We start from the raw sequence: 15,537 nt of genomic DNA, 5'->3' as shown, positions 1-15,537 counted from the left end.
CGCGTCGTACTGCTCACCGGCCATCTCGTCCGTCCTCCGCTCGTGATCGACCGTCACCCTGGTCTCAAGTGTGCGAGCCTTCGACTCAATCGACCAGCCCCACACGCCAATTCTTGATGGAGCCGTCGTTGCCCACCCGATATGCATTGAGGCACAGGGTCTTGCATCAAAAGACTAGTTTGATGTCTGGTGGGCGGACGCCAGAAACCGCATCCGAACCTGTGAGGCAAACGGTGTGTCGGCAAGCCACCAGGTGACATGCAGTGGTCATGAAGAAGACCGATCGCAGCTATTGAAATTCGGAATAGGGCGCGGACATGCCGGCACCCATCACAACGTTCCATCGGGGAGCGGCATCTCGCCTCGATCGGATTGGCGTACTTGGGTTGGGTGGCCAGCCAATTCGCGAGGCCGCCACATTGCCCAGCTGGTCAGTGCTTTCGACACCGCCGGATCCGTGATCATGGGGCGATGGCAATTTGTCCGCCGGTGGCCTGCAGAATAGCGCCGTTGATGTAGCTCGCTGCGGGCGAAGCGAGGAAGGTGACAGCATTGGCGATCTCGTCGGCGGCGGCCGCCCGGCCAAGCGTCGTTACCTCACCGAGTGCGTCTGTGACGCCGGGAGTTGCAGCGGTTCCGGGTGTTTCAGTGGGACCGGCTTGCACGGTGTTGACCCGAACGCCATTGCGGCCGAATTCGTCGGCCCACACGCGTGTCAGTAGTTCCAGGCCAGCTTTGCTCGCACCGTAGATTCCCGCACCGCGCGCCGGCGTTCCCGCCGCGACGGTGCTCAGGTTCACGATGGCACCTCTTCCGCGCTCGGCCATGCCTGGCGCAAGCTGCTGAACCAGGATGTATGGGGCGCGCAAGTTCACATTGATGTGCTCATCGAAGAGCGTGTCGTCGCTCTCGGCGGTGGCGGCGAATTTGTAGACGCCTGCGTTGTTGATCAAGATGTCGACGGTGTCGGCCGCCGACGCGAGGCGGCGGACATCAGCTGCGTCGCCGAGGTCAGCAGCGATGAATCGTGCCTTGCCGCCCGAGTTTTCGATCTCTTGGATCAGTTCGGCGCCGCGTTCAGCGCTGCGGCCGTGTACCACGACCTCGGCGCCGGAAGCCGCCAATTGCAGAGCAATCGCCTTGCCGATGCCCGATGTGGCCCCCGTCACGAGCGCGATCGAGCCGCTGAGTGTGTTCGTCATGACTTATTGAACCTCCCGCGGCAGTCGGGCCGACACCGATTTGTCGCCCTCGTCGCGTTCATTCCCCCTGTCACTAGACGAGGGCGTTCAGCGCGGCCCAGCAGCGGTACGACGGGGTGTCATTTCCGCCGATGGCGTCGAAGGTTGGGGTGTCCGACATGCAGATGGCGGCATGCCCAATGCCTTGCCGCAGCCAACCGCTCCGGCGCAGCCAGACGAATACGTGAGCAACGTGGGGGACCCATTTAGGGGGCTGGCTGCCTATCCAAGCGATGTGCCGCGAGTCGCCGTCGAGGACGTCGAGTTCGGTGGATACATGGTCCCGGCAGGGACCTTCGTCCTCGCGAACACCTTTGCAGCCAACCGCGATCCAGCTATCTACCGCGATGCTGACCACTTCGACATCACGCGCAAGGACGTACCCGCAATTCTGACCTTCGGCGGAGGCGCGCACTATTGCCTCGGGGCGAACCTCGCGCGCCGGGAACTGGCGGAAGCACTCACAGTCCTCACCCGCCGCCTAACCGCCACCCATCGTGCCGGTCCGGCACCGTGGAAGTCCCTGTTGGGCATGACCGGTCCGACAACTCTTCCGATCGAATTCACCAGCGAGAGGCTTGTGGCCGCGGATGCGTAGTCGCGGTTGGGGGGTGCCCCACCCTCATCCGACGAAGAGGCGATCTCGCGAATTCTGACTGCGGTAGACGTAGAAGTCGCCCAGCGCGGATCAGCGATAAGCCTTGCCGACGTCGCCCGCGGGCTCGGTGTCACTCGCCGACGGTGTACCGCTACTTTCCTAATGCTTGCGCTGCTCATCGCCAGCTCGATGCGCGCGGTCAACGGGTTCATCGACCAGGCTGTAGAACACGTCAGCGAGCTCAACGACCCGGTCACGGCAGTAGTCGAATGCGTTTCGTTCTGAGTCGAGAATCTCTCCGGTGATCCGCAGCTGGAGAGCCTACTGACCCGCCGACAGGATGAGGATGGCATCTCGCTGACCTCCGACACGGCGATCGCATTCTGGTTGTCGGTTCTGCACCGCCTCGAAGTCGATTGGAAGCTTCACGGCTTCGACGCCGCCGCGCTCCATGAACTTGCCGAAATGACCCTACGCAGTGCAGTCCCTGCTGACCGATCCTGGGCAATCGGCGCGCGACGGGATCGCACTACGCCGGTTTGTTGCTCGATGGCTCGGGCCGGCAATCCTCTACCCACGAATGACGTCGCTGTCGATGCTTCATCAACACGCGTCATCGGACAGGCACATCGAAGCGGAAGCGCACGCATCGCTGTCGCAATGTGGTCGCCAAGCAGGTTGAGGATTCGTCGTTAGAGTCTGACCATCGAAACGCCAGGAGTTCGCTTCTCCGCAGCCCTGCTGCCATCAGAACGGTGATTGGTCGGCGAGGTCATTCTGCCCGCAGAAATCTGCCGCCTGAATCGGCCGGGTCAGTGATAGACGGTGGGACCTTCGGCCGCCGTAGACGGTGCGAGCGTCGCATACGGCCCGGGCGTCGAATATGGCCCCGGCATCGCATACGGCCCGGACGGCGCAAATGGCCCTGACGCAGTCGGAAGTTGGGCGCCCAAGAGTTGCGCGACGACGAAGCTCGCCGCTTGGTCGGTGTAGACGGGTACGTAACCCTCGGTATGCCCGCTCCATTCGTTGCCAGGACCCTCGTGACAAATCGGGTCCATCGGGTTGCACAGATCCATCGCCTTGGAGCCGAGCAGCGCACTATGGGTCGTTATCGGTTGTTTGGTGCGGTCGGCCACATTGCCGAAGGTGACGACCGCGGCGACGTTGTTCGCGTACTGGGCGGGCAGCGTGGTGCCCCTAAGCAGGCCGCCCACCGAATCTCCGGCGACGATGTCGACCACCGAAGCACCCTGTGAATATCCGCCCAGGACTAGCGGCGTATTCGGGCATTTGTCGGCCATGGATTTGATGTGCGATACGGCGTCCTTGGAGCCGTCGTCGGTGTGCAACTGGAGGAGGCTTGCTTTGTAGTTCACCGCATGCGCACCGACGTTCATGCCGGTCTGCTCGCGCAGCGAGTCCACTAGGGCCTGGCCGACGCGTCCAAGGCCGGCCGGTTCGTCGGTGCCGCGGGCAAAGGTCACCTCGACGTCGGGGCAGTCGTCGGCGCTGGCCGGGGGGACGCCGCGCGAGACGACGCTTGGCGCGATCAGCAGCGCACTGGCGGCCAGCACCGCGGTGGCACCCATGGCGGCGCGCCGCAAACCGCGCGACCAGGAACGACGCAACCGGTGATTGCTCATCGGCAGATGTTACCGAGCAACCGCGGGCAGGTTCACATCTGCGGGTCGCCCGCCGGTTAACTGATAGGACAGGCGGGGCAGTTCGCAGTCAGTGCCACGATTGCGTGACACAGCCCGCAGTACAGCGTGCTCACTTGCAGTCCTTTCGGATACGGTCGCAGCTTGTCGCTCGCGACCCGAATCATGTAGTTATGTCTCCACACGTTTTCGTCATCATTTTTCAACGGTTGTGAATGGGATTCGACCGAACTCGGCAGATTTTCGTTGGAAATCGATCGACCTTGAATCCCTTGTGGCCCTGGGAAATAACCGTTTCTCAGAACCCCCGAGACCGAAGTCGTTGGTCGCGGGTTCCAGCCTCGGCTGATGCGTGACACTTCCTAGATGAGGGCGTTGAGCCCACGATCAGGTACATGTCGGGCGGCTCGCAACTGGTTGCGCGGCCATAGCGCGCGTGATCGACGGCAGCCAACCCCGCGCCGGCCCGCCCTAGTTTGCTCGGGCTGTCGCGGCGAATCGCCGCGCTCGGGAAGGCACAGTGTCAACATTGAAGATGTGAGCGCACGCCTTCTCTTTCGTGTCCTCTTTGGGTTCGTGCTCACAACCTGCGCGCTGAGCACACCCCTCGACATTTCCGTCGCATCTGCCAACCCATGCCCAGACATCGAGGTGGTGTTCGCCCGCGGCACCGATGAGCCCCGTGGTGTCGGCTCGGTGGGACAAGCCTTCGTCGATTCGCTAGTGCCGAAAGTCGGCGGAAGATCGGTCGGGGTGTACGCGGTCGACTACCCAGCCAGCGGGGCCTTCTCCAGTTCCGCCTCCGCCGGTGCTGCAGCCGCGAGCGCCCATATCCAGTACATGGTCGCGAACTGTCCCAACACCAAGATGATCCTCGGTGGATTTTCCCAAGGCGCGGGTGTAATCGATCTCATCACGGTCGGCCCGGTACAGGTCGCGGGATTCACGCCCGCCCCGATGCCGCCAGAGGTCGCTGATCACGTTGCCGCAGTCGCCGTTTTCGGAAATCCATCGGGGAATTTCCCAGGCTTTGGCCCGCTGACTGCGATCAGCCCGTTGTACGGCCCTAAGACCATCGACATGTGCGCCCCCGGCGATCCACTTTGCACGCCGGGCATCCCGTGGCAGATTTGGTACCCGTGGTTCCCCGCTGATCTTTCGGCGCACCTTTCGTATGCGCAAAACGGGATGGTCGGCCAGGCCGCGGATTTCGCAGCGAGTCGGCTTTAGCCGACGGATTCCTGAGTTGGGCGCCCGCGCTCGCCGTCTCGCGTGCCGGTTGACGAGAAACGCACACCGAGTGTTGCCCTGCCAAGGCGCGGCCCCCGTGAGATCCTCTAAAACGCGTCGAATTGCGTTATGCCAAAGGCAGTTCCGCGATCAGCGGACCGGTCGGTTGAGTGGACCCGGGTGACGGCTCCACCGAGAACGCCAACGCGACAGATTTCCCGATCTCGTTGATTACAGCCGTGGTCGACGGTGCAACCGACTTGGCGTCCATTGTGCCGGCCAACTTCGCGTTGTTGTCGCCGATCAGCCACATTTGATACACGGTGTCCGGCGACGGCGGCGGCACGTTGTTCATCACCAACACGCCGGCGTTCTTCTCGCTCGAATAGACGACGGTGGCAGTGCCGCCCCCAGGCATGTTGCCGGATACCGTACGCACATCGGGCGCAGCAAACACCTGCGCCGGGGTCGAAGGTGGCGGTGTGGAGCGCAACGCCAATCCCGCGCCCAGCGCGCCGAGCCCAATGGCAATCGCGGCCGCCGCCGCCAAGACGATGGTGCGCCACCGACGTCGGCGTGCCGACCCTGATTTGACCGCCGCTACCAGCCGCCCTCGCAAAGCCGCCGGCGGCTCGACCGATGTCGATGCCGAGACAGCGGCCATCGTCTCCCGGACCCGTCGAACTTCGTCGTCGAAGGCCGCGGCAACAGCGGCGGAGGCCCCAGCGACACGGGTTTCGATCGTAGCCCGCTCACCATCTGATACGGCATCGAGTGCGTAGGGCGTCGCCAGCTCGAGCAACTGGAATTCCGACGGTTCAGTCATGTCACGCCCAGACAGTTCTTCAGCCCGCGCAGCGCGTCGCGCATGCGGGACTTGATTGTCGCCAAGTTAGCCGACAAACGCTCCGAAACCTGGGCATAGGTCAGGCCGCCGTAATAGGCCAGCTCGATGCACTCCCGTTGCGCGTCGGTCAGTGCGTCCAGACACTCGGCGACCTGGCGGCGCTCCTCGCGAAGGATTGCCGAGTCGGCAACGACGTCGGCGGGCCGATCGGTGCTGGCGCTTCCATAGCGGGATTCGCGCTGCGCCGCGGCCTGCTCTGCGCGCACGCGGTCCACCGCGCGCCGATGGGCAAGCGTCAGCACCCAGGCCAGCGCCGACCCCGCCACGGGATCGTAGTTGCCGGCGTTGCGCCACACCTGCAGGTAAACCTCCTGCGTGGTCTCCTCGCTGTAGCCGGGGTCGCGCAGTACACGCGCCACCATCCCGAAGACACGCGAGCTCGTCAGGTCGTAGAACTCTGCGAAGGCGTCTACGTCATGTTGGGCTACCCGGCGCAGCAATGAGTTCAAGTCGCCGGTCACTGGCGGCTTTTCGCTCATGGCGCCGTAGCGTAACGGCGGACGCGCGTCCTTCACCGGCAAGCCGGACAAATCGGCGCACATGACATCTGCGGCGCACGCGCTTCTCACACCTGGTATTCGATGCTGACTGATGCCCAGATGACCCATCCAGGCCCTCGCTTGCTCCGAATGACAACACGTAGGCAATTCGGGCACGGCCGCAAGGCCGTCAGTGAGAGGGAAGTCAACCATGAAGATTCGTCTAGCCACCGCCGCCGGCGTCACGGCCACAGTCGCCGCTGGTCTGCTGCCGTTCGCGGGCACCGCCAGCGCAGACCAGACAGCACATCTGGTCGGCCCTGCCTGTGCCAGCTATGCGCAGCAGGTGCCCACCGGGCCCGGCTCGATCGCAGCGATGGCGCAAGAGCCGGTCGCCGTCGCTGCGTCGAACAACCGATTGCTGACCACGCTCACCGCGGCGGTCTCCGGGAAGTTGAACCCGAACGTCAACTTGGTGGACACGCTCAACGGCGGCCAGTTCACGGTGTTCGCACCGGTCGACGACGCGTTCGCCAAGCTCCCGCCCGCGACCATCGACTCGTTGAAGACCGATTCAGCCGGTCTGACAAACATCCTCACCTACCACGTGGTGCCCGGTCGGTTGACTCCGCAGGACGTTGACGGCGTGCACAAGACGGTGCAGGGCGCCGATCTGACGGTCACCGGCTCCGGCAACAACCTCACGGTGAACAACGCGTCAGTGGTGTGCGGTGGCGTTCAGACCGCTAATTCCACCGTTTATCTCATCGACGCGGTGCTGACCCCGCCCGCCATGTAGGTCTCGGTACGACTGGCGCATGCGACCGTAGTGGCGTCCACTTCGGGAGGCGGCGCACTGCACCTCCTTGCCGGATTGGGTGAGTCGTCCAGCGTGGATGTCAGAAGATGGGTCGGTGAGACTGTGATGATTTACGTGAAGCGAACTCGGTGCTGCGCGGGAGGTGAGACAACTGGCAGCTTTTCCCGATACAGAAACGCTCGAAAAGGCGTTGGACATGGCTGCGCGAGCGCCGTCCGCCCAGAACTCGCAGCCGTGGCATTGGCGGGTCAGCAGGGACGGCTTGCATCTCTACGCTGACCGCAGTCGCCAACTAGGCCACGCCGACTCTGACCGGCGTGACGTGCTGCTCAGCTGCGGAGGCGTGCTTGACCATTGCGTTGTGGCGCTGGCGGCAGATGGTTGGCACAGCCGCCTGCGGCGCTTCCCCGACGCCTCCGACCCCGATCATCTGGCCCTGATCGAAATCATCGAAGCATTGCCTGCCCAACCCAGCAGGGAGCTGGCTGTTGCCATCCCACGCCGCCGCGCCGACCGTCGCCGTTACGGTGTGGGTCCGATTCCGTCCGGCACGCTGGAACTGCTGTATATCCGCGCCGCCCGGCACCAAGTCACGGTGGGCGTGGTCCCCGCCATGCGATGGGCCCGTCGGGATGACCACGGTGTGGCGCTGCGATACGGCGGCCAGGCGGGTAGGGGAGACGCCGCACGCGAGGACGCCGGTGTGCTGCTCGTGCTCGCAACCGACACCGACGATGACTTGATGCGGCTGCGGGCCGGCGAGACCATGAGCCGGCTCTTGTTGTCCGCAACCGCGTTGGGGCTTGTCAGTTGCCCGTTGACCGACCCACTGAAGCAGACCCGCGACCGCCTGGCTCTCGCATGCGAGGTGTTCGACGGCGACAGGCATCCCCAAGCCCTGATCCGGTTGGGTCAACCGTCGTCGGACAGCGACCCGCTGCCCGTGGTCGAGCGATTGTCGCTTGCCGAGACGACGAGCTGGGACACGGGCGTCCGTTAAGTTCGCCACAATCGCGTCAGACGCCAGACCCGGTGGTGGTCGCTTTGCTGAGTCCGGAGACGTGCCGCGCGAGGTGGTCGACAAACCGGTCCCAGCCCGAACGCAAAGTAAGCGCGCGCCGGGTTTCTGGGTATTTCCCCGACCATGACGACGGTTGCGAGTGCCGAGGCGACTGATAACTGCGCCTCGTCCCTGTCCCTGATGGACGGCTACCTCCCTGCCGTCGCGCAGGTAGCCGCAGCGGTCATTGTCATGGCCGCGGTTCTGTGCCAGTTCCGGCGCTCGGGTCTCGGCCGGCTCGTCGCGGTGGCCGCGGCGGGTGGGATCACTGCTTTCGCCTTGAACTGCTGGTTCGAATCGCTTGGTCTAGCGGGCGAGCCTGCGCCCACGCAGTTGTGGGCATGGACCGGTGTCGCCGTTGCCGCGATTGTGCTCACGGCAGCCGGCTGGGCAGGGGCAGGATGGCTGCAACGGAACCTCTACGCGTTGAGCGCAGCAGTGTGTCTGCTGTGCGTCGGGCTGACCGTCAATGCGTGGATCGGCTACTTCCCAACTGTGCCCATCGCGTTCAGCCAGCTGGCCGACCGCCGGCTCCCCGGCCAGATCGAGTGGGCCGACGTCCATGCCATGCAAGCCGGCATGACGGCGCCCCCACGAGGCGTCTTGATGTCTATTGAGGCTGGAACCGGTGCATCGGGTTTCGCTCACCGCGACGAACACGTCTATCTGCCACCCGTGTGGTTCACAACCACGCCGCCCCCAGTTCTGCCCGCGGTCATGATGATCGCAGGCCAGTTCCACACGACAGCCGACTGGATTCGCGCCGGCGAAGCAGTGGCCACTCTCGACGCATATGCGGAGAGCCACGACGGATACGGTCCGGTGGCGGTGTTCGTCGACTCGAACGGAGCGTTCCTAAACGACACCGAATGCGTCAACGGTCCCCGCGGCAACGCTGCAGACCACCTGACCGATGACGTGATCGCCTACACCACTGCGCGTTTCGGCGTTCAGCCTGCTGGGTGGGGTGTTGTCGGTTTCTCCGCCGGAGGCACGTGCGCCGTGAACCTGACGGTGATGAACCCCATGCAGTTTTCGACATTCGTCGATATCGGTGGGGACATAGGTCCCAACACCGGCAGCAAGGCGCAAACCGTTGAGCAACTCTTCGGTGGGAGCGTTCAGGCCTGGGAAGCATTTGATCCGATAACGGTGATGCACCGACATCGCCGATACGACGGCGCGTCAGGACAGTTCGTCGTGCCGGAATCGGTTGGTGGCGGATATCAGGATGCGGCAACCACTTTGTGTGACGCCGCTAGAAGGCACGGCATCACGTGCACGGTAAGCACCCACCCTGGACGACACACCTGGCCTGCCGCCGCGGATGCGTTCAGGCAGACGTTGCCGTGGCTGATGTCCGCTCTGCGCGCATCTGTAAAGCAGTCGTCCTGAGGCGCCGGAGACGAATTCGTGATCAGAATCGCCTGTGGCACAGGGGATAACGCGGGCTTCACGAGCGAAGGTTGCTCGAGTCTCAGTCACGAGTCGTCGGTCAACAGCCGATAGAGCACGTAGAGCGCGAACCAGATGATCACGACGCTCATCGCCGCGAGTAGCACCTCGTAGAAAATCGTCATATGTTCGATCCTTCCGGGTCTCGAAGCGCACGCATCAGGCGCTGTGTTCCGCGTCGTCTGCCCCTTGCTTCTGATGCCGCAGATGCGGGTGGGCGAACTTCAACCAGTTGTAGGGGTGCTCGGGTGCGGTCGTAGTGCCGAGAACGAACGTTCGATCGGTGCGGTGTGCACGCGCAATCGTGATGAGCCAGGTCGCGAGAGTGCTGATGCGGTTTTGCACACCGGTGAGAAACGCAATGTGGATGAGACCCCAGCCCAGCCACCCGAGCAGTCCGGAAAGTTTGACCGGTCCGGCTTGCAACAACGCGTGCCCTCGGCTGATGTACGCCGCAGCGCCAAGGTCGCGGTATCGGTATGGGCGGCGGGGTTTACCGTCGATATCGCGACGAATGCATGAGGCCGCGTGCAACCCGCCCTGCATCGCGTTCTCGGCCACGCCCGGCAAATGGTCGCGCCCGGCGAGGTCGCCGATCACGAAGACCTCGCGGCGACCCGGCACGCACAACTCGGGGTCCACCGCGATGCGTCCGGCGTGATCGGACTGTGCACCCAGCACCTCGGCAACGCGTCGCGCGAACGGCACCGCCTCGACGCCGGCGGTCCACAGGACCGTCCGGGCCGCAAACTCGACCGGCGCGTCACCGTTTTTCGGCGTGACCGTGACGCCGTCACGCCGTACGTCGCTCACATGCACACCCATGTGCAACTCGACCCCCAGCTTCTCCAACGTCTTGGTGGCGCTGGAGGTGAGATCGGACGCGAAGCTGTCCAGCACGCAGTGACCCCCGTCGAACAGGAGCACGCGGGCGTCTTCGGGCGCAATGCTGTGAAACTCATTGGCGAGCGTGCGGGTGGCCATCTCTCGGATCTGTCCGGCCAATTCGACGCCCGTGGGTCCGCCGCCTGCGATGGCGAAAGTCAGCCAGGCCTCTCTTTCGGGACCCGCAGGTAGCGTCTCGGCCATCTCGAACGCGCCGAATAGTCGGCGACGCACGGTCACCGCGTCATCGAGTGTCTTCATCCCGGGAGCCCATTGAGCGAATTCATCGTGGCCGAAGTAGGACTGACGCATACCGGCGGCAATGACCAAGACGTCGTAGTCGACGGTGAACGTCGTGTCATCGGGTCGGCGGGCCGTTACTCGGCGATTGTCAGGATCGAGGTCGAACGCTTCCCCCAGAAGCGTGGTCACGTTGCCGTGGCGCGCGAGTTCTTCACGCAGCGACCGGCTGATCTGCCCGATGCTCAGCGTCCCCGTCGCGCATTGATACAACAAGGGCTGAAACACGTGACAAGCGGCGCGATCCAGTATCGTCACCTCGACGTCGGCACGTCCGAGCCTGCGCGCGCAGAACAGTCCGCCGAACCCACCGCCGATGATCAACACCTTCGTCGGACCCTGACCCATCACTCACCGATTCCTCTCCGAAGACAGTTGACCACGGTGTACCCATATCGCGTCGATCTAGTTGGCTTGCGGCATGGTTGGCGGGCGAGATGATGGCCGTTCGGAGGGGTGGGATGGGTACCACCTGTGCGCCTCACCGGCGTCTGACTGCAAGCCTCCACAGAGCAAGGACATGATGAGCTGGGTCTGATCACCCAGGAACCTGCACACTGCTCCGCCGGCCCGAAACTGTGATCAGTGCAGTGGCGATGTGGGACAGCTAACGGGCCGCGCATGACGGGCAGCGACGTGCGGCAAGGAGAAGCCTCGGCGATCCGAAGCTTAGATGACTAGGGCCATCTGAGAGTCAACCCCGGCTCAGCGTCCGATGTGCTCGAGGACATGCTTGGCCCAGATATCCGGAGACTCAAGCGGGCTGAAATGGCCGCAGTCATCCAGGAATTCCAGCGTGTAATCCGAATAGAAATCGTCTAAGTTGTCGCTCCACGCCTGCGGGAACAGCGGATCCTGGTCAGGCCACAAGATGGTGACCGGTTTGGAAAACCTCTCGTCGCGCGAGGGCACCGTCTCATTGGCGTAGTAGGTAATTGGGTTGCCCTCCGGGTTACGGAACCACAACACGCCGGCAAGGAAATCCCTTGGACTCGAGTGGTTCTCGGTCAGATGGTCGAGTAGTTCGGCGACAACGGTTGATCCGGGCGCCGACCAATTGGCCAGGTTCTCCTTCAGAGCCGCACGCACGGCATCGGGTTTGCCGTCGATGATTTCTTCAACCAATTCGTTCTTGTAGAAGATGGCGTGAACGAACGCGTTGACCGCGTCCTCTTCCAGGATCCGTCGGCCGACGCCCATTGTCGGAGGCGCGATGACAAGCGACCGCGCGAGGTCGGGGCGTTTCATCGCGATCGTCTGGACGGTGAAGCTGCCGACGTCATATCCGCAAAGCACGGCGTTGCTGATGCTCAACTCGTCGAGTAGGGCAATGACCCCAGCCACCTGGCGGCTCAGCGCATAGGCGGTCGGGTCCTCGAGGTGTTTGTCCGACTTGCCATAGCCGCGCAGATCCAGCACGGTGACATCGGCGTGCGGCTCGAGCTGTGGTAACAGCTTGGCGTACTCCTTGTGATCGCCGGGATTCCCGTGTATCAATACGACCGGCACGCCCTCACCGGAACGCTCGTAGTAGAGCTTGAACCCGTCATGTTCGGTTGAATACGGCCCACGCACGTCGAGCGTCTCGTGCTCATGGAGGCTCCGATACCGGGTACCAAGGCGATGGAAAGCGTGGCGACGACGAGATTTAGGGAGAACAAGCTTTGGCACTTCCACATGCACGGCGCGGCGGACAACGTCGCCGAGACCCTGATCGCTGGAAGCGAATTCGCGTATCTGCGGTCCTTCTATCTCCGGTTGAGCGCGAATCCCGATGCTATTTCAATAGCCGACGCACAGCGATACGTCGCGGATTACACGGCTTCTGGCGCCATGCGCGCCGGCTTGGAGCTCTTTCGAGCATTCGAGAAGGACGCCGTTGACAACCAACGTGTTCTGTCGGAGAAGGGCAAGCTCACGATGCCCGTGCTCGGTTTGGGAGGGACCGCGAGCTTCTTCCTGCCGATCGCCGAGGAGATGCTGTCGGAGGTGGCGGAGAACTTCACCGTCCGACCGATCGAGGATTCGGGACACTGGATCGCTGAAGAACAGCCGCAAACACTCCTGCGGCGCCTGCGCGAGTTCATTGGGTCGACCGGTGGGGACACAACGGGTCGAGCAGCATGATCAACCTCAACGTCTTCTTCGACGTGGCCTAAGAGCATGAAGCGAAATTCTGGAAACTTCTGAACCAGATGGTGGTGGAGTCCAACGAAGAGAACGGGTGCAGCCTGTACCAGCTGTGGCGAACGCCCATGATCCGTACAGTTATGTCCTTGTTGAACACTGGGATTCGGGGGAGAGCCTGACCGCTCACGGCAAGACGCCACCGTCAACGAGTACCTCATGAAGAACTACGAGGAACATCACTACACCGAGATACCTCGCTGAGGCCTCGGCGCGGTGATGCCTGAAGACCTACAAGGTGGCGTAAAAGCTTACAACGCGTACAAAGCCGGCAGATTGACGACGATCGCCTCCTGGCTGCTTCGCGCGATTACGAGTTCGGCGGGTGTGGTGGGGTCGGGGTTTTCCTCCCTGTGTGGCAGGTGCGGCGGGACGAAGACGTAATCACCGGGACCAGTCCGAACACGCACCTCGCTTGTGCCGTCGAAGAAGACGAATTCCGGATGCCCGTTGCGGACGTAGATCATGGTCTCCGAGTCGCCGTGGTGGTGATTGGCCGAGACGCTGCCCGGCGCGGCCAATGTCTCTCCCATCCAGAGCTTTTCGCTGCCGACGGTGGCCCCGCTGAGCGCCGCGAGGCGCTGCATGCCATCGGTTTGAGCTGTCGTGGCATCCAGTTCGGATGACTTCACATGGCGCACGCGATTACGGCGCATGCCCCGCTCATGATTGATGGAGAAGTCGGGATGGAAACCGTCGGGACCAGCCATGCATACCACGGTAGCCCTGTGGGCTGGCCGAACGCTGGTGTAGTCGTCGACGAGTTCAGGCCAATCAGCAATCGATTCAGGTCAGTATCAGCGAAATGTCACCTCCCAGCCCGTTAGTCCGGCTGGTTCGATCCCTTCCCTTATTTAGCCTGGCTAGCTGAGGTTTGACGCTCGCCGCAAGGGGTAGGCGCGGCTCGGCGCACGCGCGCCGTCAACCTCGAACGGTAGGGAGGCGGCATGACCGCACAAGCTTCAGCTCCACCACTGCAAGAACTCGAAGTCCGCCGTCCGTTCCCGGCTCGTCTCGGGCCGAAGGGCAACCTGGTCTACAAGCTCGTCACCACGACCGATCACAAGTTGATCGGCATCATGTACTGCGTCGTCTGCTTCATCTTCTTCTACATCGGCGGTTTGATGGCGCTGCTGATCCGGGGCGAGCTGGCCCTGCCCGGGCTGCAGTTTCTGTCCAACGAGCAATACAACCAGCTGTTCACCATGCACGGCACGGTGATGCTGCTGTTCTACGCGACCCCGATCGTGTTCGGGTTCGCCAACCTGGTGCTTCCGCTGCAGATCGGTGCCCCCGACGTCGCGTTCCCGCGGCTGAACGCGTTCTCGTTCTGGCTATTCCTGTTCGGCGGCACCATCGCCACGGCCGGCTTCATCGTGCCCGGCGGCGCTGCCGACTTCGGCTGGACCGCCTACACTCCGCTGAGCGACGCGATCCACTCGCCCGGCGCCGGCGGCGACCTGTGGATCATGGGCTTGGCCGTCGGTGGTCTTGGCACCATCCTCGGCGGCGTCAACATGATCACCACGGTGGTCTGCATGCGGGCGCCTGGTATGACGATGTTCCGGATGCCGATCTTCACCTGGAACGTCTTCGTCACGTCGATCCTGGTATTGCTGGCGTTCCCGCTGCTGACCGCCGCGCTGTTCGGCCTGGCTGCCGACCGCCACCTGGGTGCACACATTTACGACCCGGCCAACGGCGGTGTGCTGCTGTGGCAGCACTTGTTCTGGTTCTTCGGCCACCCCGAGGTGTACATCGTTGCGTTGCCGTTCTTCGGCATCGTCACCGAGATCTTCCCGGTGTTCAGCCGCAAGCCGATCTTCGGCTATACCACGTTGGTGTACGCCACCATCGGCATAGCGGCTCTTTCCGTCGCGGTGTGGGCGCATCACATGTTCGCCACCGGTGCGGTGCTGTTGCCGTTCTTCAGCTTCATGACGTATCTGATTGCGGTGCCCACCGGTATCAAGTTCTTCAACTGGATCGGCACGATGTGGAAGGGGCAGTTGACCTTCGAGACACCGATGCTGTACTCGATCGGCTTCCTGATCACGTTTCTATTGGGTGGCCTGACCGGGGTCATGCTGGCCAGCCCGCCGCTGGACTTCCACGTCACCGACTCCTACTTCGTGGTGGCGCACTTCCATTACGTGTTGTTCGGCACCATCGTGCTCGCCACCTATGCGGGTATCTACTTCTGGTTCCCGAAGATGACCGGCCGGCTGCTCGACGAACGACTGGGCAAGCTGCACTTCTGGTTGACGTTCATCGGCTTCCACACCACCTTCCTCATCCAGCATTGGCTGGGCGACGCCGGCATGCCGCGGCGCTACGCCGACTACCTGCCTACCGACAACTTCACGTGGATGCACGTCGTGTCGACGATCGGTGCCTTCATCCTGGGGGTGTCGATGCTGCCGTTCACCTGGAACGTGTTCAAGAGTTGGCGGTACGGCGAACCGGTCATGGTCGACGACCCGTGGGGCTACGGCAACTCGCTGGAGTGGGCCACCAGTTGCCCGCCGCCGCGGCACAACTTCACCGAGCTGCCCCGCATCCGTTCGGAGCGACCAGCGTTCGAACTGCACTATCCGCACATGGTGCACCGCATGCGCGCCGAAGCCCACGTCGGCCGCCACCCCACAGCGGGCGAAGTGCCTGAGGGCTTCGGCCCACGGACCGAGCCCGATCGCTGAGCGAGTCGCCGT

At 63.2% G+C, this 15,537-nt stretch carries 13 protein-coding genes and 2 pseudogenes; 8 read left to right on the top strand and 7 right to left on the bottom strand.

Going from position 1 to position 15,537, the window contains the following annotated elements; translation table 11 throughout:
- Positions 1-461: 461 nt before the first annotated feature.
- On the bottom strand, positions 462-1,202 hold the full coding sequence (locus ACGFK1_RS16510; protein ID WP_393430970.1) for an SDR family NAD(P)-dependent oxidoreductase: 741 nt from the start codon (positions 1,200-1,202) through the stop codon (positions 462-464).
- A gap of 274 nt (positions 1,203-1,476) precedes the next feature.
- On the opposite strand from ACGFK1_RS16510, the pseudogene ACGFK1_RS16505 reads away from it, so the two are divergent.
- Together ACGFK1_RS16505 and ACGFK1_RS16500 are read left to right on the top strand one after the other, a co-directional pair.
- Positions 1,477-1,839: pseudogene (locus tag ACGFK1_RS16505) on the top strand (cytochrome P450); the annotation flags it as partial.
- Positions 1,832-2,521 (top strand): annotated as a pseudogene (locus ACGFK1_RS16500) (TetR/AcrR family transcriptional regulator). The pseudogenes ACGFK1_RS16505 and ACGFK1_RS16500, both read left to right, overlap by 8 nt.
- A 130-nt stretch (positions 2,522-2,651) precedes the next feature.
- Here ACGFK1_RS16500 and ACGFK1_RS16495 read toward each other — a convergent pair.
- Complete coding sequence (locus ACGFK1_RS16495; protein ID WP_393430967.1) at positions 2,652-3,485, bottom strand: cutinase family protein; 834 nt, start codon at positions 3,483-3,485, stop codon at positions 2,652-2,654.
- Positions 3,486-4,040: 555 nt separating this feature from the next.
- On the opposite strand from ACGFK1_RS16495, the gene ACGFK1_RS16490 reads away from it, so the two are divergent.
- Positions 4,041-4,733: a cutinase family protein gene (locus ACGFK1_RS16490; protein ID WP_393430965.1), complete on the top strand. Its 693-nt coding sequence runs from the start codon at positions 4,041-4,043 to the stop codon at positions 4,731-4,733.
- 127 nt (positions 4,734-4,860) lie between these two features.
- Here the strand turns inward: ACGFK1_RS16490 and ACGFK1_RS16485 are convergent, their stop codons facing one another.
- Both ACGFK1_RS16485 and ACGFK1_RS16480 read right to left on the bottom strand, forming a co-directional pair.
- The gene (locus ACGFK1_RS16485; RefSeq protein ID WP_393430962.1) at positions 4,861-5,559 is read right to left on the bottom strand and encodes an anti-sigma factor domain-containing protein; all 699 of its coding nucleotides are present in this window, start codon (positions 5,557-5,559) and stop codon (positions 4,861-4,863) included.
- Positions 5,556-6,119, bottom strand: coding sequence for a sigma-70 family RNA polymerase sigma factor (locus ACGFK1_RS16480; RefSeq protein ID WP_393431264.1), 564 nt, complete (start codon positions 6,117-6,119; stop codon positions 5,556-5,558). The genes ACGFK1_RS16485 and ACGFK1_RS16480 overlap by 4 nt, the downstream gene beginning before the upstream one ends.
- A 211-nt stretch (positions 6,120-6,330) precedes the next feature.
- Between ACGFK1_RS16480 and ACGFK1_RS16475 the strand changes: the two genes are divergently transcribed.
- The 3 genes from ACGFK1_RS16475 to ACGFK1_RS16465 all read left to right on the top strand — a co-directional run bounded on the left by ACGFK1_RS16475 (position 6,331) and on the right by ACGFK1_RS16465 (position 9,394).
- Positions 6,331-6,918: a fasciclin domain-containing protein gene (locus ACGFK1_RS16475; RefSeq protein ID WP_393430959.1), complete on the top strand. Its 588-nt coding sequence runs from the start codon at positions 6,331-6,333 to the stop codon at positions 6,916-6,918.
- A gap of 217 nt (positions 6,919-7,135) precedes the next feature.
- Positions 7,136-7,939 carry a nitroreductase gene (locus ACGFK1_RS16470; protein ID WP_393430956.1) on the top strand — a complete coding sequence of 268 codons (804 nt, stop codon included), beginning with the start codon at positions 7,136-7,138 and terminating at the stop codon, positions 7,937-7,939.
- Between the two features lie 201 nt (positions 7,940-8,140).
- The gene (locus tag ACGFK1_RS16465) at positions 8,141-9,394 is read left to right on the top strand and encodes an alpha/beta hydrolase (RefSeq protein ID WP_393430953.1); all 1,254 of its coding nucleotides are present in this window, start codon (positions 8,141-8,143) and stop codon (positions 9,392-9,394) included.
- Between the two features lie 219 nt (positions 9,395-9,613).
- Here ACGFK1_RS16465 and ACGFK1_RS16460 read toward each other — a convergent pair whose 3' ends face one another.
- Positions 9,614-10,987, bottom strand: a complete 1,374-nt coding sequence (locus ACGFK1_RS16460; RefSeq protein WP_393430950.1) for an NAD(P)/FAD-dependent oxidoreductase — start codon at positions 10,985-10,987, stop codon at positions 9,614-9,616.
- A gap of 357 nt (positions 10,988-11,344) precedes the next feature.
- The gene (locus tag ACGFK1_RS16455; RefSeq protein ID WP_393430947.1) at positions 11,345-12,322 is read right to left on the bottom strand and encodes an alpha/beta fold hydrolase; all 978 of its coding nucleotides are present in this window, start codon (positions 12,320-12,322) and stop codon (positions 11,345-11,347) included.
- Here ACGFK1_RS16455 and ACGFK1_RS16450 point away from each other — a divergent pair.
- Positions 12,317-12,766 (top strand): alpha/beta fold hydrolase, encoded by a 450-nt coding sequence (locus tag ACGFK1_RS16450; RefSeq protein WP_393430944.1) that lies wholly within the window; start codon positions 12,317-12,319, stop codon positions 12,764-12,766. The genes ACGFK1_RS16455 and ACGFK1_RS16450 overlap by 6 nt on opposite strands.
- 311 nt (positions 12,767-13,077) lie before the next feature.
- On the opposite strand, the gene ACGFK1_RS16445 is transcribed toward ACGFK1_RS16450, so the two are convergent.
- Positions 13,078-13,536: a cupin domain-containing protein gene (locus ACGFK1_RS16445; protein WP_393430941.1), complete on the bottom strand. Its 459-nt coding sequence runs from the start codon at positions 13,534-13,536 to the stop codon at positions 13,078-13,080.
- 237 nt (positions 13,537-13,773) lie between these two features.
- Between ACGFK1_RS16445 and ctaD the strand changes: the two genes are divergently transcribed.
- A complete protein-coding gene (gene ctaD / locus ACGFK1_RS16440; protein ID WP_393430938.1) occupies positions 13,774-15,525 on the top strand; it encodes a cytochrome c oxidase subunit I in 1,752 nt (583 codons plus the stop codon).
- Positions 15,526-15,537 lie beyond the last annotated feature (12 nt).

Source organism: Mycobacterium sp. NPDC048908, assembly GCF_043197955.1.
Lineage (GTDB): Bacteria > Actinomycetota > Actinomycetes > Mycobacteriales > Mycobacteriaceae > Mycobacterium.
Note: the sequence above shows the minus strand (reverse complement) of the source record. Positions and strands in the feature narration are given on the sequence as shown.